The organism is Geobacter pickeringii, assembly GCF_000817955.1.
GTDB classification, from domain to species: domain Bacteria; phylum Desulfobacterota; class Desulfuromonadia; order Geobacterales; family Geobacteraceae; genus Geobacter; species Geobacter pickeringii.
Genome location: NZ_CP009788.1, coordinates 80,018 through 100,877, shown reverse-complemented (window position 1 = coordinate 100,877; position 20,860 = coordinate 80,018). Strand labels below are relative to the sequence as shown.

At 67.1% G+C, this 20,860-nt stretch carries 17 protein-coding genes; 9 read left to right on the top strand and 8 right to left on the bottom strand.

What is annotated here, in order from left to right:
* Window positions 1-25: 25 nt before the first annotated feature.
* Window positions 26-721, top strand: coding sequence for a Crp/Fnr family transcriptional regulator (locus GPICK_RS00405; protein WP_039739492.1), 696 nt, complete (start codon window positions 26-28; stop codon window positions 719-721).
* Between the two features lie 90 nt (window positions 722-811).
* Here the strand turns inward: GPICK_RS00405 and GPICK_RS00400 are convergent, their stop codons facing one another.
* From GPICK_RS00400 to GPICK_RS00385, 4 genes are all read right to left on the bottom strand, one after another.
* Window positions 812-1,831: a lysophospholipid acyltransferase family protein gene (locus tag GPICK_RS00400; protein ID WP_084201293.1), complete on the bottom strand. Its 1,020-nt coding sequence runs from the start codon at window positions 1,829-1,831 to the stop codon at window positions 812-814.
* A gap of 124 nt (window positions 1,832-1,955) precedes the next feature.
* On the bottom strand, window positions 1,956-3,491 hold the full coding sequence (locus GPICK_RS00395) for a carotenoid oxygenase family protein (RefSeq protein WP_039739489.1): 1,536 nt from the start codon (window positions 3,489-3,491) through the stop codon (window positions 1,956-1,958).
* A gap of 48 nt (window positions 3,492-3,539) precedes the next feature.
* On the bottom strand, window positions 3,540-4,124 hold the full coding sequence (locus tag GPICK_RS00390; protein WP_039739487.1) for an acyloxyacyl hydrolase: 585 nt from the start codon (window positions 4,122-4,124) through the stop codon (window positions 3,540-3,542).
* A 27-nt stretch (window positions 4,125-4,151) separates the two neighbouring features.
* On the bottom strand, window positions 4,152-5,570 hold the full coding sequence (locus GPICK_RS00385; protein WP_039739484.1) for a B12-binding domain-containing radical SAM protein: 1,419 nt from the start codon (window positions 5,568-5,570) through the stop codon (window positions 4,152-4,154).
* Between the two features lie 181 nt (window positions 5,571-5,751).
* On the opposite strand from GPICK_RS00385, the gene GPICK_RS00380 reads away from it, so the two are divergent.
* The 7 genes from GPICK_RS00380 to GPICK_RS00350 all read left to right on the top strand — a co-directional run bounded on the left by GPICK_RS00380 (window position 5,752) and on the right by GPICK_RS00350 (window position 16,319).
* Window positions 5,752-7,977 (top strand): ATP-dependent helicase, encoded by a 2,226-nt coding sequence (locus GPICK_RS00380; RefSeq protein ID WP_039739481.1) that lies wholly within the window; start codon window positions 5,752-5,754, stop codon window positions 7,975-7,977.
* Window positions 7,978-8,035: 58 nt separating this feature from the next.
* The gene (gene gatC / locus GPICK_RS00375; RefSeq protein ID WP_039739479.1) at window positions 8,036-8,323 is read left to right on the top strand and encodes an Asp-tRNA(Asn)/Glu-tRNA(Gln) amidotransferase subunit GatC; all 288 of its coding nucleotides are present in this window, start codon (window positions 8,036-8,038) and stop codon (window positions 8,321-8,323) included.
* A gap of 24 nt (window positions 8,324-8,347) precedes the next feature.
* Window positions 8,348-9,805 carry an Asp-tRNA(Asn)/Glu-tRNA(Gln) amidotransferase subunit GatA gene (gatA, locus tag GPICK_RS00370; protein WP_039739477.1) on the top strand — a complete coding sequence of 486 codons (1,458 nt, stop codon included), beginning with the start codon at window positions 8,348-8,350 and terminating at the stop codon, window positions 9,803-9,805.
* 16 nt (window positions 9,806-9,821) lie between these two features.
* Window positions 9,822-11,261, top strand: a complete 1,440-nt coding sequence (gatB, locus tag GPICK_RS00365; RefSeq protein WP_039739475.1) for an Asp-tRNA(Asn)/Glu-tRNA(Gln) amidotransferase subunit GatB — start codon at window positions 9,822-9,824, stop codon at window positions 11,259-11,261.
* 168 nt (window positions 11,262-11,429) lie between these two features.
* A complete protein-coding gene (gene mtnA, locus GPICK_RS00360; RefSeq protein ID WP_039739472.1) occupies window positions 11,430-12,470 on the top strand; it encodes an S-methyl-5-thioribose-1-phosphate isomerase in 1,041 nt (346 codons plus the stop codon).
* Window positions 12,467-15,661, top strand: a complete 3,195-nt coding sequence (gene glnE / locus GPICK_RS00355) for a bifunctional [glutamate--ammonia ligase]-adenylyl-L-tyrosine phosphorylase/[glutamate--ammonia-ligase] adenylyltransferase (RefSeq protein WP_039739469.1) — start codon at window positions 12,467-12,469, stop codon at window positions 15,659-15,661. Before mtnA ends, glnE begins: the two co-directional genes overlap by 4 nt.
* Window positions 15,651-16,319, top strand: coding sequence for an endonuclease III domain-containing protein (locus GPICK_RS00350; RefSeq protein ID WP_039739466.1), 669 nt, complete (start codon window positions 15,651-15,653; stop codon window positions 16,317-16,319). The genes glnE and GPICK_RS00350 overlap by 11 nt, the downstream gene beginning before the upstream one ends.
* Here the strand turns inward: GPICK_RS00350 and GPICK_RS00345 are convergent.
* The 4 genes from GPICK_RS00345 to rsmB are packed head-to-tail and all read right to left on the bottom strand — an operon-like array spanning window position 16,298 to window position 19,944.
* The gene (locus GPICK_RS00345; RefSeq protein WP_039739464.1) at window positions 16,298-17,266 is read right to left on the bottom strand and encodes a diguanylate cyclase; all 969 of its coding nucleotides are present in this window, start codon (window positions 17,264-17,266) and stop codon (window positions 16,298-16,300) included. The two genes, GPICK_RS00350 and GPICK_RS00345, sit on opposite strands and share 22 nt — an antisense overlap.
* Before the next feature lie 9 nt (window positions 17,267-17,275).
* A complete protein-coding gene (locus GPICK_RS00340) occupies window positions 17,276-17,887 on the bottom strand; it encodes an NUDIX hydrolase (protein WP_039739463.1) in 612 nt (203 codons plus the stop codon).
* Between the two features lie 30 nt (window positions 17,888-17,917).
* Complete coding sequence (gene rpe / locus GPICK_RS00335; protein WP_039739461.1) at window positions 17,918-18,583, bottom strand: ribulose-phosphate 3-epimerase; 666 nt, start codon at window positions 18,581-18,583, stop codon at window positions 17,918-17,920.
* Window positions 18,584-18,597: 14 nt separating this feature from the next.
* Entirely contained in the window at window positions 18,598-19,944 is a 1,347-nt protein-coding gene (rsmB, locus tag GPICK_RS00330) for a 16S rRNA (cytosine(967)-C(5))-methyltransferase RsmB (RefSeq protein WP_039739459.1), read from the bottom strand.
* A 315-nt stretch (window positions 19,945-20,259) separates the two neighbouring features.
* On the opposite strand from rsmB, the gene GPICK_RS00325 reads away from it, so the two are divergent.
* On the top strand, window positions 20,260-20,712 hold the full coding sequence (locus GPICK_RS00325; protein WP_039739457.1) for an outer membrane protein assembly factor BamD: 453 nt from the start codon (window positions 20,260-20,262) through the stop codon (window positions 20,710-20,712).
* Window positions 20,713-20,860: the final 148 nt, after the last annotated feature.

Genomic DNA, 20,860 nt, shown 5'->3' with positions numbered 1-20,860 from the left:
TCCGACCCCACGGGAAAGGAACATCATGGAAAACAAGGATATCCTCAAAAAATCGCTCCTCTTCTCCGGCCTCGACGACGAGAACCTGGAGGAGGTGACCGCCATCGCCACCCGGCGCAGCTTCGGCAGGGGGGAGACCCTCTTCACGGAAGGGGAGCCGGCCACCGGCTTCTACCTCCTGGCCGCCGGCTCCCTGAAGCTCTGCAAGGTCTCCCCCGACGGCAAGGAGAAGGTGCTCCACTTCGTCCACCCCGGCGAGACCTTCGCCGAGGCGGCCTTCTTCGGCGACGGGAAGTACCCGGCCGAGGCCCGGGCGCTGGAGAAGGGGGAGGCGATCTTCTTCCCCCGTGAGGCATTCATGGGGCTTCTGGAGCGCAACCCCCGCTTCTCCCTCAACCTCATCGTCTCCCTGTCGCTGCTCCTGCGCCGCTTCGCCCGCCAGATCGAGGAGCTCTCCTTCGCCGAGGTACCGGCGCGGCTCGCCGCCTACCTGGTGGAACTGGCGGGACGCAAGTCGACCTCGTTCCAGGGGAAGACCTACCTGGACCTCGACATGAAGAAGGGGGAGCTGGCGTCGCGCCTCGGGACGGTGAGCGAGACCCTGTCGCGGTCGCTCCGCAAGCTGAAGGAGGAGGGGCTCATCGAGGTGGAGGGGAGCCGGGTGGTGATCCACGACATGGAGCGCCTGACGGCGCTGGCGGGGAAGCGGAGCGCGGGATAGCGGCCGCTCCGCTCTGAAGCTGCACAAAAAAAGAGGGCTGATCCGGTCACATCCGGCAGCCCTCTTCGTTTTTTTCAATGCATGGGTGGCTCAGGTCCGCTTCCAGCGCTTGTAGACCCAGAGCCACTCGGCGGGGTGGCGGGCGATGTGCCCCTCGATGGCGCGGTTCAGGCGCCGCGTGGTTTCCCGATGGTCGTCCGCCGGGGCAAGTTCCACCTCCGGGGAGATGGTGACCACGTGCCGCCCCCCTTCCCGGTGGATGAAGATCGGGAGGAGCGGGGCCCCGGTGCGGGCGGCAACCACCGCCGGCATGGTGGTGGTCCAGGCGCCGCGGCCGAAGAAGTCCACCACCGCCCCCTCGTTCTCCTGCACCGCCTGGTCGATGAGGATGCCGACGATCCCCTGCTTCCGCAACCGGAAGAAGATGCTGCGGGCCGCCCCCTCGGCATAGATGACGCTGTTGCCGAAGCCGTGGCGGAGCCGGTCCAGCAGGCCGTTGAAGTGGGGATACTTCTGGCGGCGGGCGACCACCGCCACGTCGGCGAAGCGAGCGCCGAAGGTGAGGGCCATGAGTTCCCAGTTGCCGCAGTGGCCGGTGATGAAGAAAATCCCCTTCCCCTTTGCCCGGGCCTGCTCGTAGTGCTCCACCCCCCGGAATTCCACCCCCGCCATGAGGCCGGCACCGCGGCCGTAGTAGAGCGTGAGCACCTCCACCACCGTCCGGCCGAAGTTGGCGAAGGTCCGCCGCACGATCGCCTCGGGGTCGCCGCAGGCGGGATCCCACTCGGGGAGGGTCTCAAGGTAGGGGAGGGAGTCCCGGATGTTGCCGACGGCGGTCCGCCGTACCCGGGGGAGGAAGAAGACGGTGAGGGCGCCGGCCACCCCGCCGAGCCAGACGGCGAGACGGCGGGGAAGGAGTGCCACGGGAAGCGAGACCACCACGAAGAGGGCGAGCCCCAGGCGCCATTTCACCGACCGGAAGGCCGCGCGCAGCACCTCCCGCGCCGGGAGGTCACCGGTTCCTCCCGCTGCCGGCGCTTCCGCGGCGACCGCTCCCTCAGCCGCACCCTCGTCGGCGCAGGTTATTTTGTTGCACAGGTTCGATTGCATGTGAGTCAGTTCCTCGAACGCCCGAAGGCGAACGGTCATTCATAGCACAACCTCTGCAATCATTGAACCAAAAAACCATTAATTATCGGAATTCCGCAGGGATCCAGCGGCGGCGGGCGGCATGTCAGCCGGCCGCCGGGTGCCACCAGCCGTGATAGCTGAACGGGACGTGGTGGGTGAGGTGGGCGATGGCGACGGGGCCGGCGGCGATCCGGCCGGCATCGAGGATGGCGAGGGCGCTGGTGCGGGTGCGGCTGTCGTAGCTCTCCACCAGGAGCCACCCCTCGTCGGCCCCGCCGCCGGGGCGGGGGACGAAGACCGGCTCGGTGCAGTAGACGCCGCTGCCGAAGGAGTATTCGACCATATCTCCAGTCAGAAAATCGACACGGACCACGAGGGACCAGAAGAACTGCCCGGGGAGGCACTTCAGGGCATAGCCGAAACGGTGGCGCCGGCAGCGGAGCCGCTCGTCGATGCGGGGCCACTCGCAGTTCCCCGGATTCAGGATCTCGCGCCGGAGCGCCGGGCGGGCGGGATCGATCCGGTAGCGCATGATCTCGCCGGGGAATTCATGGTTCCCCCGGCGCCCCTCCATGACGGCGGAGATGACCGGATCGTCCCCCACGAAGTGGTCGGGGTTGCGGTAGCCGATGAAGTCGGCGACGGTCTCGCCCCCCTCCTCGTAGGCGTTGAAGGCGTGCCACATGTAGCACGCCTCGGTCTCCACGAAGCGCGGCTCCCCCGCCCCCTCCCGGTCGACGATCATGAGGAGGTTCCCCTCTTCCGGCCGCCAGCGCAGCGAGGCGAAGAGGCTCCGGAAGCCGAGGAGAAACCCCCAGAATGCGATCTCCACCGGATGGAGCATGACGACGAGGTACCGCCCCGAGACGATCCAGTCGTGCATGTAGACGTAGCGGGGGAGGGGATAGGCGAGGTGGCGCCCGAGGCCGCCGTCGGCCCGGAAGGTGGTGAGGTGGAGCCGGGGGCGCGGGCCGTACTTCACCCCGAAGTGGAGCCACTCCCCCGTCTGGGGGTCGAGTTTGGGGTGGGCGGAGTAGACGGCGGTGCCGGGGGGAAGCCCCAGGTCCGACGGACCGACGGTGGCAAGGCTCTCGGGGTCGAGCTCGAAGGGGATGGTCCCCTCGTCGAAGGCATAGAGCCGGCCGCGCCAGAGGTAGACCGTGATCCCCGCCTGGGGGGGGATGGAGTCGGCCTGCCAGAAGTTGGCCCAGAACCCTCCCGGCTTCTGGGTGCTCCAGGTGGGGTAGAGGAAGCGCCCCGCCCGCTCCTCGGCCACGAACTTCGCCGTCCTGACGAAGCGGTTGCGGTAGCGGACCCCGCCGTCACGGATCGTGAACGACTGCACCATCCCGTCCCCGTCCAGCAGCGTCCGTTTGCGCATCCCCCCCCGGTCGAAGAGGGCCGGGCCGTTGCGCCAGAGGGTGCCGCGGAGAGCCGGCGGAAGCCTCCCTTCGATCCGGGTCTCGTAGTCGTACTCCTCCCGGAGCGACGTGGCGAGCCCGAGCCAGGGGCGCTCCCGGTCGCCGAAGTCAGGGAAGACCTCCTTCGGCAGCGGGAGGTTTCCCGCGCAGCCGGGAAGGGCGAGGGAGAGCCCCGCCGTGGCGGCGAGCCTCAGAAAATCGCGGCGGTCCATGGTCATGGCACGATCAAGTATAGCAGACGGAACGGGGTGCGACAGGCCCCTGGATCAGCGGTAGAACGAGATGCCGAAGAGGATCTTGCTGGAGTTGAGGGGCTCGTTGGGATCGGCGGTGCCGGCGTTGGAGACGTGGTGGTAGCGGTATTCGATGCCGAGGGCGGTCCCTGTGCGGAGAAACCACTGGAGCCCCACTCCCCCCTGGTAGGAGAAGTTGAGGCGGGTCCCCTGGGTGGCGAGCCCCAGGTCGTTGTAGAGGACGCCGCCGCCGGCGAAGAGGTAGGGGGCCACGGCGTCGGAAGAGGTGAACTTCCAGCTCCCGAGGAGGTACCCCCCGGTCATGGTCCGGACCCGGGGGTCGACGGTGAGGTGGAGGGGGAGCTCCACGAAGAGCTCGTGCCGCCCCCGGTACCACCCCGCGCCGTGCTCGTCGGAGAGGAAGTGGCCGTAGCGGAGGATGGCGTCGGCGGTCTGGACCTGGGTCCGGGTGGCGCCGAAGCCGCGGTGGGTGATGCCGTAGCCGGCGAGGAGGGCGAACTCCCCGGGGGAGCTCCGGACGACGGCGCTGTCGACGGCGCCGGCAACGGAACTGCCCAGAAGAACCATGATCAGAAGAAGCGGTGCCGCCCGTCGCATCGTTCACCTCCCGGAGAGGGTGTCAGGCTACCATTTCTGCCGCATCTCAAACCGCAGGATCTCCGGCAGGTGCCGCAGGAACCGGAGGATGCTGTCGGGGGACTTCCAGAGCATCTGCGTGTACCCCCAGTGGATGCGGGTCCGGCGGTAGAAGCGGCGGATGAACTCGTTGTAGAGCCCTTCGAGCTGCTCCCGCGTCATCCCCTTCGGGACGAAGACGAAGTTCATGCAGTTCATGAGGGGCCAGCTCTCGTCGAACTCCCCCTGCTCCCGGATGTCGCGGTAGATGGGGGCCCCGGGGAAGGGGGTGAATTTGGTGACGTTGATCTCGTCCAGGGGGAGGGAGAGGGCGTAGTCAATGGTGCGGCGGATGGACGCCTCGCTCTCCCCCGGGAGCCCGATCATGAAGAGCCCCTTCACCCGCATCCCGGCCCGGCGCACCAGGGCCAGCTTCTCCTGCACCTCGTCGAGGCCGTAGTACTTCCGGTGCTTGCGGATCACCTCCGGGTCGCCCGACTCGATGCCGAAGTTCACCTGCCAGCAGCCGGAGCGCTTCAGGAGCCGCAACAGCTCGTCGTCCACATGCTCCAGCCGGGCAATGCAATTATACCCCACCGGGAGCCGTTCGCGCTCCTTCAGCTCGCAAAATCGGGCCACGCGGCTCCGGTCGGTGGTGAAGAGGTCGTCGTAGAAGAAGGCGTGGCGGATGCCGAAGTCGCGGTGGAGCATCTTCAGGTGCTCCACGATGTACTCCGGGGAGTTGAAGCGGAATCCCCGGGAGAAGACCGAACGGTCGCAGTAGGAGCACTGGTAGGGGCAGCCGCGGCTGGAGATGATGCTCGTGTTGGGGGCCGTGGGGTAGCTGAAGAGCGGCAGGGTGTAGCGCCGGGGGAAGTCGGGGAGCCGGCGGTAGGCGGGGAAGGGGAGGGAGTCGAGGTCGGGGATCAGCTCCCGCGGCGCCGAAAGGGTGCCGACGCCCTCTTTCCGGTAGCCGACGCCGGGGATCGCCCCCCCGTTGCGGAAGCCGGCGGCGGCCAGCTCGTACAGGGTCTGCTCCCCCTCGCCAATGACGAGGTAGTCGATGGCCGGAAAGCGGTCCAGGAGCGACACCCCCACCGAACAGGCGTGGGGGCCGCCGAAGACGATGGCGGCCTCGGGAAGGCGCTCCCTGAGAGCCTCCGCCAGGGCGTACCCTTCGAGAAAAGACGAGGTGGTGCAGGAAAAGGCCACCGCATCGGGGCGCCGCCGGACGATCTCCGCCACCAGCGCCTCCCCCCGGAGCGCCGTGCCGTAGCAGTCGACGATCTCGGCCTCCATGCCGCGGGCCTCCAGGTACGCCGCAATGGAGAGTATCCCGAGGGGGGGCATCAGGTTGAAGAGGGAGGTGATATCGGTTCCCTCCCCCATCCAGTTGCTGCCGTGGGGGTGGACGAAGAGGATCTTCACAGGGACCTCGAACGGGGGTAAGATTCGGTAATTCCGGGCAAATCGGGAGTTCAGGATAGAGTCCGGCGCTCCCCCTGTCAAATGAATTCATTTTGGGTTGCCCGGCCGTCTCCTTTTCCGCTATAGTCCTCGCTGGCGCCCGCACGGCGCCGTTTTTCCTGAATAAATGCGGGGTATCCCAATGGATCTTTTAAAAAACCTCAACCCCCCCCAGAAGGAGGCGGTCCTCCACGGCGAGGGGCCGCTCCTGGTGCTGGCCGGCGCCGGCTCGGGGAAGACCCGGGTCATCGTCCACCGGATCGCCCACCTGATCCTCGAACGGGGCGTGCCGCCGTGGCAGGTCCTCGCCGTCACCTTCACCAACAAGGCGGCGGGCGAGATGCGCGAGCGGGTGGAGCGGCTCGTGGGGGGAGGGGACGCCCCCCTCATCGCCACCTTCCACTCCACCTGCGCCCGGATCCTCCGCCGCGAGGGGCACCACCTGGGGTACGACCCCGCCTTCGCCATCTACGACGACAAGGACGCCGAGAAGCTCCTCAAGGAGGTGATCGCCTCCCTCGGCCTCGACGAGAAGCGCTACCCGGCCCGCTCCTTCGCCGCCGCCATCGACGATTGCAAGAACCGCGGCATCCCCCCGGAGGAGATCCCCGCCGGCGACCACGGCGGCGAGGTCCTCGCCAAGGTCTACGGCGGCTACCAGGAGCGGCTGAAGAAGTGCAACGCCCTCGACTTCGGCGACCTCGTCATGCAGACGGTGCGGCTCTTCGAGGAGCACCCCGACGTGCTCCGCAAATTCCTTGACCGCTGGCGCTGGATCCTGGTGGACGAGTACCAGGACACCAACCCGATCCAGTACCGCCTCGTGCGGCTCCTGGCCGGGGAGCGACGCAACCTCTGCGTGGTGGGGGACGACGACCAGTCGATCTACCGCTGGCGCGGGGCCGACATCCGCAACATCCTCGACTTCGAGCAGGACTTCCCCGGCGTCGTCACCGTGAAGCTGGAGCAGAACTACCGCTCCACCCAGAACATCCTCAACGCCGCGGGGCGGGTGGTGGCGAAGAACCGGGGGCGCAAGGCCAAGACCCTCTGGAGCGACAACCCGCCGGGGGAGCGGATCGTCTACCGGCGCCTCGCCGACGAGCGGGAGGAGGCGCGCTTCGTCTGCCGGGAGATCGAGAAGCATGTCCGGCGCGGCGGCGACCTGCGGGACGTGGCGGTCTTCTACCGGACCAACGCCCAGTCCCGGGTCATGGAGGATGCCATGGTGGCCGACGCCATCCCGTACCACATGGTGGGGGGGATGCGGTTCTACGAGCGGCTGGAGGTGAAGGACATCCTTGCCTATCTCCGGGTGCTGGCCAACCCGGCCGACGAGATCTCGCTGCGGCGGATCATCAACGTCCCGGCCCGGGGGATCGGCCACGCCACCGTCGACAAGGTGGCGGAGCTGGCGGCGCGCAAGGGGTACATCCTCGCCGACGCCCTGCGGGAAGCGGCCACGGGGGGGCTTCTGGCCGCCGGGCCACGGGGGAAGATCGCCGGCTTCGTGCAGCTCATGGAGCGCTTCGCCTCCCTGGCAGAGGAGGTTCCCCTTGCGGAGCTCGCCTCCCGCATCATCGAGGAGACCGGCTACGCCGCCCGGCTGAAGGAGGAGCGGACCGACGAGGCCAACGACCGCCTCGACAACCTCCAGGAACTGGTCTCGGCCATGGAGGAGTTCGCGCGCACCAGCGAGGAGAAGGGGCTCGCCCCCTTCCTGGAGCAGGTCTCCCTGGTCTCGGACCTGGAGAGGAGCGACGGCCGGCGCGAGTCGGCCACCCTCATGACGCTCCACGCCGCCAAGGGGCTGGAATTCCCGCTGGTCTTCATGATCGGGATGGAGGAGAAGCTCTTCCCCCACGTCCGCTCCCTGGACGACCCGGAGGGGATGGAGGAGGAGCGCCGCCTCTGCTACGTGGGGATGACGCGGGCCAAGGAGCGGCTCTTCCTCACCAACGCCCGGCGGCGCCGGCTCTTCGGCCAGGACCAGGTGAACATGCCGTCGCGCTTCATCGCCGACATCCCCCGGGACCTCCTCGACCTGGAGGACGAATGGCGCCAGCCCGCCTTCGGCGGCCTCCGGGGCGAGGGGAGGGAAACGACGGCCGAAGAGCCGGCGCGCCACAACCTGGCGGCCATCTTCGAGACCGAGATGGAGCCCGACTTCACCGACGTGGAGGTGATCCCCGACGAGCCGGAGGAGGAGGGGATCTGGCTCGGGATGAAGGTGCGCCACGGCAAGTTCGGCGTCGGCACCATCCGCAAGATCGAGGGGAAGGGGGACGAGCAGAAGGTGATCGTCTGGTTCAGCTCGGTGGGGCCGAAGAAGCTGCTGGTGAGATTCGCCGGGCTGGAAAGAGCGTAATTTTTATGCTACAAACAACCTTCTATTTGCGACACTTACCGCTGACGGAGACCACCCCATGAAGATAACCAGAGCCGAAGTCGATGCCGTCGCCCTCCTCGCCCGCCTGGAGCTGACCGCGGAAGAGACGGAGACCTTCACCGACCAGATGGACGCCATCCTTGCCTACGTGGAGACGCTCAACGAGCTGAACACCGACGGCATCGTCCCCACCTCCCACGCCGTGCCGATGGAGAACGCCTTCCGCGCCGACGAGGTGCGCCCCTCCATCGGGGTCGAGAATGCGCTTCTCAACGCGCCGGACCGGGTGGAGGACTTCTTCCGGGTGCCGAAGGTTATCGAATAACACAGCGTGAGCATTGGAGACGGCATGGAACTGCACGAACTGACCATACACGAACTGCATGACCGGTTGAAGAAGCGCGAGATATCCTCGGTGGAGGCGACAAAGGCGCTGCTCGCCCGGATCGAGGCGGTGGAGCCGCGGGTGAACGCCTACATCACCGTCACCCCCGACGAAGCCCTGGCGGCGGCCGAGGCGGCCGACACGCGGATCGCCGCCGGCGACGTGACCCCCCTTACCGGGATCCCGGTGGCCCTCAAGGATATCTTTGTCACCAGGGGGGTCCGCACCACCTGCGCCTCGAAGATCCTCTCGAACTTCGCCCCCCCCTACGATGGCACTGCGGTGACGAAACTGAAGGAGGCCGGCGCGGTCATCGTCGGCAAGCTGAACCAGGACGAGTTCGCCATGGGCTCCTCCGGCGAGTCCAGCGCCTTCGGGCCGACCCGCAACCCCTGGAACCTGGAGTGCATTCCGGGCGGTTCCTCCAGCGGTTCGGCGGCGGCCATCGCGGCCCGCACCGCCACGGCGACCCTCGGCACCGACACCGGCGGCTCCATCCGCCAGCCTGCCTCCCACTGCGGCTGCGTGGGGCTCCGTCCCACCTACGGCCGGGTCTCCCGCTACGGGGTCATCGCCTATGCCTCGTCCCTGGACCAGGTGGGGCCCCTGACCCGCGACGTGACCGACTGCGCCCTGATGCTCGGCGCCGTGGCCGGCCACGACCCCCTCGACTCCACCAGCGTCGATGTGCCGGTCCCCGATTACGCCAAGGCCCTCACCGGTGAGGTGAAGGGGATGAAGCTGGGGCTGCCGAAGGAGTACTACATCCCCGGCCTCGACCCGGACGTGAAGAAGGCCATGGATGCTGCCATCGAGACCTACCGGGGACTGGGGGCCGAATTCGTGGAGATCTCCCTCCCCCACACCGACTACGCCGTGGCCACCTACTACCTGATCGCCACCGCCGAGGCGAGCTCCAACCTGGCCCGCTACGAGGGGGTCCGCTTCGGCCACCGGGCGGAAGGAGCCGCGAACCTCCTCGAGATGTTCCGCAAGAGCCGCGCCGAGGGGTTCGGCGACGAGGTGAAGCGGCGGATCATGCTCGGCACCTACGCCCTCTCCTCCGGCTACTACGACGCCTACTACCTCAAGGCCCAGAAGGTCCGCACCCTCATCATGCAGGACTTCCTGAAGGCCTTCGAAACGGTGGACGCCATCCTCACCCCGGTGGCCCCGACCCCGGCCTTCAGGCTCGGCGAGAAGACGAGCGATCCGCTCCAGATGTACCTCTCGGACATCTTCACCATCCCGGTGAACCTGGCCGGCACCTGCGGCATCTCCGTGCCGGCCGGCATGAGCGCCGCCGGCCTCCCCATCGGGCTCCAGCTCATCGGTCGTCCCTTCGGGGAGGAGACGATCCTCCGCGCTGCCCACGCCTTCGAGCAGGCGACGGAGTGGCATCGGCACAAAGCCCAACTCTAACGCTCCGGAGATTTCCATGAAATACCAAGCCGTCATCGGCCTTGAAGTCCACGTCCAGCTGAAGACCGACACCAAGATCTTCTGCGGCTGCTCGACCACCTTCGGCGCCTCCCCCAACTCCCAGACCTGCCCGGTCTGCCTCGGGATGCCCGGCGCCTTGCCGGTCCTCAACAGGAAGGTAGTGGAGTTCGCCATCAAGGCCGGCCTCGCCACCAACTGCCGGATCGCGCCGCGCAGCGTCTTTGCCCGGAAGAACTACTTCTACCCGGACCTCCCGAAAGGGTACCAGATCAGCCAGTTCGAGCTCCCCATCTGCCAGAACGGGCATCTGGACATCGAGGTGGAAGGGGAAACGAAAAGGATCGGCATCACCCGCATCCACATGGAGGAAGACGCCGGCAAGCTGGTGCACAGCGACATCCCCGGCCTGGGGAACGGCTCCGGCGTCGACCTGAACCGGGCCTGCACGCCGCTTCTGGAGGTCGTCTCGGAGCCGGATATCCGTTCGGCCGACGAGGCGGTGGCCTACCTCAGGAAGCTCCACCAGATCGTGGTCTATCTCGGCATCTGCGACGGCAACATGGAGGAGGGGAGCTTCCGCTGCGACGCCAACGTGTCGGTCATGCCGGTGGGCTCCACCACCTTCGGCACCCGCACCGAAACCAAGAACGTCAACTCCTTCCGCTTCGTGAAGCAGGCCATCGAGTACGAGATCGAGCGTCAGATCGAGCTGATCGAGGAGGGGGGGAAGGTGGTCCAGGAGACCCGCCTCTTCAACCCGGACAGCGGCGAGACCCGCTCCATGCGCGGCAAGGAGGAGGCCCACGACTACCGCTACTTCCCCGATCCCGACCTCGTGCCGCTGGTCATCTCCAACGACTGGGTGGAGGATACCCGCCTCGGGCTCCCCGAGCTCCCCGACTGCCGGCGGAGCCGCTACCGGTCGGAGCTGGGGCTTTCCGACTACGATGCCGAGGTCCTCACCGCCACCCGGGAGATGGCCGAGTACTTCGAGGCGTCCCTTGCCGCCGGGGCTCCGACAAAGGGGGCCGCCAACTGGGTGATGGGGGAGGTGACTCGCGCCCTCAACGAGGCGGGGCAGGGGATCGCCGACTGCCCGGTGACGCCTGCCCGGCTTGCGGCACTGCTTGCCCTCATCGAAAAGGGGACCATCTCCGGGAAGATCGCCAAGACCGTTTTCGACGAGATGTGGCAGAGCGACAAGACCCCCGAGGCCATCGTGGAGGAGAAGGGGCTCGTCCAGGTCTCCGACACCGGCGCCATCGAGAAGATCATCGACGAGATCATGGCCGCCAACATGGGGCAGGTGGAAGAGTTCCGCGGCGGCAAGGAAAAGGTCTTCGGCTTCTTTGTGGGGCAGGTGATGCGGGCCAGCAAGGGAAAGGCGAACCCGGCGGTGGTGAACGAGCTGTTGATGAAGAAGCTGAAGGGGTGAGATTCCAAAATCCGCCACAGAGACACGGAGACACAGAGAATGGCAGAAAAATATGATGGATTGGACATTTCTGTAAGCTGTCCGGTTCATCCTGTCCATCTCTATTTGAATAGATCTTCTTGATTTTCCCTCCGTGTCTCCGTGTCTCTGTGGCAAAAAGAGGTTTTCATGTCTTTTCGTACAATCGAATGGCGCGACGACAAGGTGATCATGATCGACCAGACCCGGCTGCCGGGCGAGGAGGTCTACTGTGAATACGCCGACTACAAGGGCGTGGCCGAGGCGATCCGCGGGATGATCATCCGGGGGGCGCCGGCCATCGGGGTGGCGGCGGCCATGGGGGTGGCCCTGGGAGCGCGGGAGATCGTCGCCGACACCCATGAGTCGTTCTTCCGGCAGCTGGACAACGTCTGCGACGTCCTGGCCCGCACCCGCCCCACGGCGGTGAACCTCTTCTGGGCCATCGAGCGGATGAAGCGGCTGGCCGAGGCGAACCGCCACCGCACCCTCGACGAGATCCGCGCGGCGCTGAAGGCCGAGGCGATCCGGGTCGAGGAGGAGGACCTGGCGCTCTGCAAGGCCATCGGCCGCCACGGGGCGGCGCTGATCCCCGCCGGGGCCACGGTCCTCACCCACTGCAACGCCGGCGGGCTCGCCACGGCCGGCTACGGGACGGCGCTGGGGGTTATCCGCGCCGCCCACGAGGCGGGGAAGAAGATCCAGGTCTTTGCCGACGAGACCCGTCCCTGGCTCCAGGGGGCGCGGCTCACCGCCTGGGAGCTGATGAAGGACGGCATCCCCGTGACCCTCATATCGGACAACATGGCCGGTTTCTTCATGAATAAGGGGGAGATCACCTGCTGCGTGGTGGGGGCCGACCGGATCGCCGCCAACGGCGACACCGCCAACAAGATCGGTACCTACAGCGTGGCAGTGCTGGCGAAGGAGAACGATATCCCCTTCTACGTGGCGGCGCCGACCTCCACCCTCGACCTCTCCCTGGCAAGCGGTGCAGAGATCCCCATCGAGGAGCGCCACGGCCGCGAGGTGACCCACCTGCAGGGATTCCCGGTGGCGCCGGAGGGGATCAGGGTCCGCAACCCCGCCTTCGACGTCACCCCGGCCCGCTACATCGCCGGCATCATCACCGAAAAGGGGGTGGTGCGGGGGAACTACGTGGAGGGACTCCGGGCCCTGGTGGGCCCATGAACCGCATCGACGAGTTCGCCCGCCGCCTGGAGGAGGCGCTGGCCACCGCTCCCGGCACCGACAACGACCAGGCGCTGGGAGCGCTCCTCGACGGGGAGGGATTCGCCTATGCCGCCCGCTCGGCCACCAACCTCCGGCTCCTCCAGCAGGTGCTCCCCGACCATCTGGTCCGCCAGGTCGCCGTCGCCTCCCTGGTCACCCCCCTTCCCGACATGGCGCTGAACGGCTTCGAGCGCGTCTGCGGATGCGTGGCGCGGGAGGAGCTCCTGGCGGTCTGCAGCCGCAAGGAACGCCTCGCCCAGCTCCTCACCATCTGCGGCTCGTCCCCCTTCCTCGTCAACATCCTCAGCCGCGACCCCTCCTACTTCCACCACCTCTTCCCGAAGAAAGGGATCGACACGGCCCGCTCCGAGGCGGAGATGCTCGCCGCGCTCCGGGTGCTGGTCCCGAAGGACGCCGACTACCCCGACATCTTCCCGGTTCTGCGCCGGTTCAAGTTCCGGGAGATCCTCCGGATCGCCAGCCGGGACCTGAACGGCCTCGCCCCCCTGGAGGAGGTGACCGCCGAGCTCTCGGCCCTGGCCGCCGCCGCTCTCCAGATGGCCTGCGAGGTCTCCCGCCGTGCCCTGGTGAAGGAGCACGGCCTCCCCATGATGGAGACCCCCGCCGGTCCCCGGGAGGCGGAGTTCACCATCATGGGGATGGGGAAGTTCGGCGGCCGGGAGCTCAACTTCTCCTCCGACATCGACCTGATCTACTTCTACTCCGCCGACCAGGGGGAGACCGAGGGGATCGCCGACGGCGGCGGGACGAAGGGGAAGCTCTCCCTCCACGCCTTTTTCGTCAAGCTCGGCGAGATGGTCTCCAAGGCGGTCTCCCAGGTGACGGAGGACGGCTTCGTCTTCCGGGTCGACCTGGGGCTGCGTCCCGAGGGGAAGAGCGGCGACATGGCCTGCTCGCTCCGCTCGGCCGCCACCTACTACGAGTACTGGGGACAGTCGTGGGAGCGGGCCGCCATGCTCAAGGCGCGCCCCGTGGCCGGTTCCCTGGAGCTCGGCAACCAGGTCCTCGCCGCCATCGAGCCGTTCGTCTACCGCAAGTACCTCGACTACAACCTCATCGAGGACATGATGGGGATGAAGAAGAAGATCGACGCCTCCCTGGCCCGGCAGCAGGAGAGCGAGCACAACATCAAGCTCGGCCGCGGCGGCATCCGGGAGATCGAGTTCTTCATCCAGGCCCTCCAGCTGGTCTATGCCGGGAAAAACCCGGGACTGCGGGTCCGCAACTCCCTCAAGGCGCTGGAGACCCTACGGGATGCCCGGCTCATCGCCGACGAGGATGCGGCCGCCCTCACCGACGCCTACCGCTTCCTCCGCACCGTGGAGCACCGGATCCAGGTGGTCCAGGAGCGCCAGACCCACTCGCTTCCCAAGAAGGAGGACGAGATGCTGGCCCTGGCCCGCCGCTGCGGTTATCTCCGCCCCAACGGGCTTGCCCGGTTCCGGGAGGTTCTGGAGCATCACCGGGGACGGGTATCCGCCATCTACGGCGGCCTCTTCCTCTCCCGGGACGAACGGCTCAAGGAGGAGGTCCGACCCGAGATCCACCTCTTCTTCGACCGGCAGGCCGACCCCGACCTGATCAAGGACATGCTGGCCGAGCGGGGGTTCGCCAACGCGGACGCCGCCTACGACAACCTGCTGCAGCTGCGCGACGGCCCTCCCCGGGCCCATCTCACCGAACGGGCGAGCCGGCTCCTGGAGAAGATCTCGCCGCTCCTTCTGCAGGAGATCTTCGCCTCCCCCGACCCGGACCTGGCCCTCACCAACCTGGAGCGGTTCCTCTGTGCCGTCGGTTCCCGCTCCTCGTTCTACGCGCTCCTGGCCGAAAACCGGGAGATCCTGAAGCTGCTGGTCTCCCTCTTCGCCACCTCGGAGTTCCTCTCCAAGATCTTCATCGGCCACCCGGAGCTTCTGGACAGCCTCGTCTCCCGCGCCTATGCCACCTCCGTCAAGGACCGGCAGGCGATGGAGACGGAGCTGAACGGGATGCTGGAGGCGGCGGGCGATTACGAGGAGCGGCTCGACATCCTGCGCCGCTACCGCTGCGAGGAGTTCCTCCGGATCGGGATGACCGACATCTACGGCAAGCTCGGCCAGTCTGAACTCACCTACCAGCTGACGGCCCTGGCCGAGGTCTGCCTCTCCGCCGCCTGCCGAATGGCGAAGAAGGAGCTCGCCCGCTTCGGCACGCCGAGGTACCGCGACGCCGACGGCGACCTCCGCCAGGCCCACTTCGCCGTGGTGGCCCTGGGGAAGATGGGGGGGAACGAGCTCAACTACCACTCGGACCTGGACATCATCTACATCTACGACCATCAGGGAGAGACCGACGGGGGGGAGAAGCAGATCTCCAACCGGGAGTACTTCGCCAAGCTCGGCCAGAAGATCATCTCCATCCTCACCACCCCCACGCGGGAGGGGTACGTCTACAAGATCGACACCCGGCTCCGCCCCTCGGGGAACGCGGGGCCCCTGGTCACCTCCCTGGAGTCGTTCCGGACCTACCACCGGGAGGAGGCCCAGATCTGGGAGCGCCAGGCCCTCACCCGGGCCCGGGTCGTCTTCGGCGACGAGCGGCTGCGCCGCTCCATCGAGGATGTCATCCGGGAGACGGTCTACGGTGCCGGCGCCGACGAAAGCGTGCGGAGCGAGATCCACCGGCTGCGGACCCGCATGGAGATGGAGCTGGCCCGGGAGACCGCCGGCAGCTACAACATCAAGACCGGGCGGGGGGGGATCGTCGACATCGAGTTCATGGTCCAGTTCCTCCAGCTCTCCCACGGCGTGAACCACCCGGAGATCCGGAGCACCAACACGCTCCTCGCCCTGAAGGCGATGCGGCTCTGCGGCGTCCTCGGCGAGGACGACTTCGCCCCTCTGCAGGAGGGGTACAAGTTCCTCCGCCGGCTCGAAAACCGGCTCCGCCTCATCCACGACTACTCCATCAACGACCTGGGGGGGGACCAGAAGTACCTGGACGCCCTGGCCCGGCGCCTCGGCTACGACCCGAAACTGCGCCATCCCGGCACGGCGCTCATGGACGAGTATGAGCGGATCACCGGCGCGGTGCGGGGGGTCTACGGGCGGATTCTGGGGGGAGGCGACGGAGGGAAGGGTGGGGAGTGAGCAGCGGCTCCGGGAGATCTTCGACCTGCTCCTCCACCGCTACGGCCCCCGCCACTGGTGGCCGGCGGAAACCCCCTTCGAGGTCTGCGTCGGGGCGATCCTGACCCAGAACACCAACTGGGGGAACGTGGAGAAGGCGATCGCGAACCTCAGGCGGGAAGGGCTTCTCTCGCCGGAGGCACTGCGGGAGGTCCCGGCGGCGCATCTGGCGGAAACGATCCGGCCGGCCGGGTACTACAACGTCAAGAGCGCGCGGCTCAAGGATTTCGTCACCTATCTCTTCGGTCGGTACGGAGGGAGCCTGGAGCGGATGTTCGCGGGGGAGTGGCGGGAACTGCGGGAGGAACTGCTGGGGGTGCGGGGGATCGGGCGGGAGACCTGCGACTCGATCCTCCTCTACGCGGGGGAAAAGCCGACCTTCGTGGTGGACGCCTACACGAAGCGCCTCTTCTCGGCCCTCGGCCTGGTGGATGCTTCAGCGGACTACGAAACGGTCCGGGCCCTCTTCATGGAAAACCTGCCGGCGGACGTCCCCCTCTTCAACGAATACCATGCCCTCATCGTGGAGCACTGCAAGGAGCACTGCCGCAAAACGCCCCGCTGCGGCGGCTGCCGGCTCCACCTACACTGCTCCGGTCAATCGCTCACCAGAATCTGAACCCCCGCCGTCCCCTTCTCCGTTACCCCTCCGGCCATGAGCTCAACCCGGTTGCGGCCGTTCTGCTTGGCCCGGTAGAGGGCCTCGTCCGCCTGCCGGAAGAGCGAGTCGATGCTCTCGACCCGGGGGGATGGGTAGGTCGCCACGCCAAGGCTGATGGTGACCACCTGCCCCTGGAGAGTCCCCTTGAAGACATGGTCCTGGACCTCTCCCCGGAGCCGCTCGGCGATGGCATATGCCTCGGAAATGGGGGTCTCGGGAAGGAGCAGCACGAACTCCTCGCCGCCGTAGCGGGCGGCGACGTCGTAGCTGCGGAGCCCTTTCGTGACGATCTCGGCCAAGGACGCCAGGACCTTGTCCCCCTCGGGGTGGCCATAGGTGTCGTTGATCTTCTTGAAGTAGTCGATGTCGAGGATGACGAGGGAGAGGTGCCCCCCCTTGCGGGCGGCCCGCTGGTATTCCTTCTCCACCATCTCCATGAGGTGGCGCCGGTTGTGGAGGTGGGTGAGGGGGTCGGTGATGGAGAGCTTGCGCAGCAGCTCGTTGGTCCGCTTGAGCTCGTCCTGGAGCGCCTTCATCTTGAGCTGGACCCGGATCCGGGCCACAAGCTCACCGGTGTCAAACGGCTTGGTGACGTAGTCGGAGGCCCCCTGCTCCAGCCCCCGGATCTTGGTCTCCCGGTCCTCGCGGCTCGTCAGCATGATGACCGGCAGGTCCTGGAACTCCTCCCGGGCCCGCATCATGGAGAGGAAGCGGAAGCCGTCCATCCGGGGCATTTCCAGATCGCAAAGGACCAGATCCACCCGGTTGTTGAGGAGGGTCTTGAAGCCGTCGAGCCCGTCACGGGCTTCCAGGTAGGTGTCGAAGAGGGAGGCTCCGCGGACGGAGCGGAGAATCTCCTCCCGCAGGGTGTCGGAATCGTCGATTATGAGGACTGTTGTCGTCATCTGCTTTCGTCAGCGGCAGCCGGCGCCGTTGGCCGCTCCGCCCGCAAACACCGCATCGAGGAACTGCTTCAGGATGGCCGCGGTGAGACCCCAGATTTCATCGGAGCCACAGGTATAGAAATAAACCGGGTGGGTTCGCCCTTTCCAGCGCCAGTCCTCGACCCGGAAAATCGCGGGTCTGAGAAGGTGGGAGAGTGGGACCGTGATGATCCGTTCGATCTCCCCCCCGTTCACCACCAGAGGATACCCGTCGGGGAAAACCCCGACGAAGGGGGTCACGAGATAGTCGTAGATCGAGTAGAAATCGTCCAACTCGCCGAGAATTTCCACATCGCCCGGCTTGATCCCCACCTCTTCCCAGGTCTCCCGCAGGGCCGTCTCCCGCAGATCGGCGTCGTCGGGGTGGCGAGACCCGCCCGGGAAGGAGATCTCCCCGCGATGGTGGTTCAGGTGCTCCGTCCGCTTGGTGAAGAGGACGTGGTACTCTCCCCCCTGCTCGAAGAGCGGCAGAAGGACCGCGGCGGGGACCGGCCCCGGCGGCAGCGCCACCTTCGTCCGGGCAGCCAGGGCCTGCCGGATCCGCTCCTTCAGTTGTTCCCGTTCCGGTGCTGTCCTGTGCATCGTGCCTCGAACGCACGGCAGAAGAGGTAGTTACAGTATCGGCTCTTTTGCCCGGCGCTTTAACTCTTTTATCGTCGCGTCGTAGTCAGGGCTGTTGAACACCGCGCTCCCCGCCACGAAGACGTCGGCCCCGGCATGGGAGATCCGGTCGATGTTGTCGATCTTCACGCCGCCGTCCACCTCCAGCTCAGCCTCGCAGCCGCGCCGGTCCAACATCGCCCGCAGTGACTGGATCTTCGGCAGGCACGCCTCGATGAACGACTGCCCCCCGAAGCCGGGATTGACCGTCATGAGGAGGACCAGGTCGAGCTCCTCGAGGAGGTAGTCGAGGTGCGCCAGCGGCGTCGCCGGGTTGAGGGAAACCCCCGCCTTCTTGCCAATGGACTTGATGAGCTGCACCGTCCGGTGCAGGTGGGGGGTGGCCTCGGCATGAACCACGATGATGTCGGCCCCGGCCGTGGCAAAGTCCGGAATGTAGAGGTCGGGATTCTCTATCATGAGGTGGACGTCGAGGGGGAGATCGGTCACCTTCCGCACGGCATCCACCACCAGCGGCCCGATGGTGATGTTGGGGACGAAATGGCCATCCATGACATCCACATGGATATAGTCGGCCCCGGCTGCGGCCACGGCCCGCACCTCGTCGCCGAGGCGGGCGAAGTCGGCGGAGAGGATGGATGGGGCGATCTTCTTCATTGCTACCTCCAGGGTCATTGCTTTCTCAGCCGGGCGGCGAAGAAACCGTCCATGCCGTGCCGGTGGGGCCAGCTGCGGAAAAACCCGCGGACGGTGAAGAGATCGGCCAGCCCGGGGAAGAGAGCATTCAAATCTTCTAACACGAAATCAGGGTGTTGCGAAAGGAAATCGTCCACCACCCCCTCATTCTCGTCCACCGTGGTGGAACAGGTGGAGTAGAGGAGCACCCCACCCGGCACGAGCCGCGGCGCCACCGCTTCGAGGATCGCCCGCTGGGTCGCCACGATGCCCGGGAGGTCGCCGGGCGCCTTCCACCATTTCCCCTCCGGGTTGCGGCGCAGGACACCGAGCCCCGAGCAGGGGGCATCCACCAGGATGCGGTCGAAGGCCCCGCCGCCGGCCGGCGCCTCGGGACGGGTGGCATCGAAGGGAGCCGTCCGGACGATCGACGCGCCGAGGCGGGCGGCGCTCTCCTCGATCCGCCGGAGTTTCTTCTCCGCAATGTCGCCGGCACAGATCTCCCCCCGGTTTTCCATCAGCTGGGCCAGGTGGGTCGTCTTCCCGCCGGGGGCGGCACAGACGTCCAGGACCCGCTGGCCGGGTTCGGGGGCGAGGAAGCGGGAGGCGAGCTGGGAGGCCTCGTCCTGGACAGTGAAGAGCCCCTCCTCAAACCCTGGCAGAAGGGTGACGGGGCTCCGGGAAAGGATCCGGAAGCCGTCGGGGGAGTAGCGCGTCGGCTCGGCGTCGATCCCCCCCTCCCGCAGCAGGGTGCGGAGGGAATCGCGGGTCGTGCGCAGCGTGTTCACCCGCAGGGTGAGGGGAGCCGGCTCGGCCATGGCCCGGGCGAGGAGTTCGGCCCCGGCGAAGTCGAGCTGGCCGAGCCATCCCTCCGCGATCCAGCGGGGCGCGGAGTACCGCGCCGCCAGGTATCCGGCCGGATCGCGCGCCGGATCGGGCCAGGCGACGGCATCCCGCTCCCGGTCGGCCCGGCGGAGCACCGCATTGACGAGGCCGGCGGCCCGGGGTGCCACCTGTTTCGCCAGGTTGACGCTCTCGTTCACGGCGGCGGAGACCGGAATCCGGTCGAGATGGAAGAGCTGATAGAGGCCGAGGCGGAGGACCAGCAGCACCGACCGTTCGAGCTTGCCGCTCTTCGTGGCGGAGAAGGTGTCCACCAGGTGGTCGAGGCTCCCCTGACGGCGGAGCACCCCGTAGACGAGTTCGGTCAGGAGCCCCCGGTCGGGCCCGGCGAGGAGTCCCCGGACGAGCTCCCGGTCGATGAGGGGCTCGGCAAAGGCGCGATCGCGCTCGACCCGCAGAAGGATCTCATAGGCCGAGCGGCGCGGATTGGGACGGGTCACGGATGCTCCTTACTGGTTCACGGCGCGGAGGAACGAAAAAAAAGGGGGGGCCGGAGTTGATGGGGAAATTTTTCTCATTATAGGAACTCCCCGCCGAAACTGCAACCGTCCCGCCATCCCTTGACTTGCCGGGGGAGTGAGCTACCCTTTGTCAAAAGCCGGCGCGGGGAGGCCGCGCCCCAACGCCCAGGAGGTGGCACCATGGCAGAGATCAGGTGGGAAACATCCCTCGATGCGGCTCTCGGCAGGGCCAAAGCGGAGAAGCGGGCCGTCCTTCTCGACTTCTTCAATCCCGGCTGAATTGGCTGCAAACAGATGGATGCGGTCTCGTATCCCAACGGCACAGTCATCGACTTCATCACCGAGCGGATGGTCCCCCTCCGGGTCCCCTCCGACGCCCAGCCGCTCTCGTCCCAGTTTCGCATCACCTGGACCCCGACCCTCGTCACCCTCGACATGTACGGCACCGAACACCATCGGACCGTCGGTTTCCTCCCCCCCGAGGAGCTGGTCCCGGCGCTCTCCCTCGCCATCGCCAAGATCGATTTCGCCGCGGAGTCGTTCAACGACGCGATCCTCAACCTCGACTTCCTCCTGAACCGCTACCCCCGAAGCGGCGCGGCCCCCGAAGCGGTCTACCTCCGGGGGGTGAGCCGCTACAAGAGCACCAAGGATGCTGGCATGCTGAAGGAAGCCTACGCCCGCCTCACGGCCGAATACCCCGACAGCGAGTGGGCACGCCGGGCCCAGCCGTACAACCTTCTCTAGCGCTTCCGGCGACGGGGAAGCCATGCATTCGCAGGGGCGACGGACGCGTCGCCCTTTTTTTCGCCCCCCGCGGCGCGGACCACCTCCACCGTTGAACGGCGGCGCGTTTTGCGATACAAGAAGATACCATTGGGACAACGACACAGGG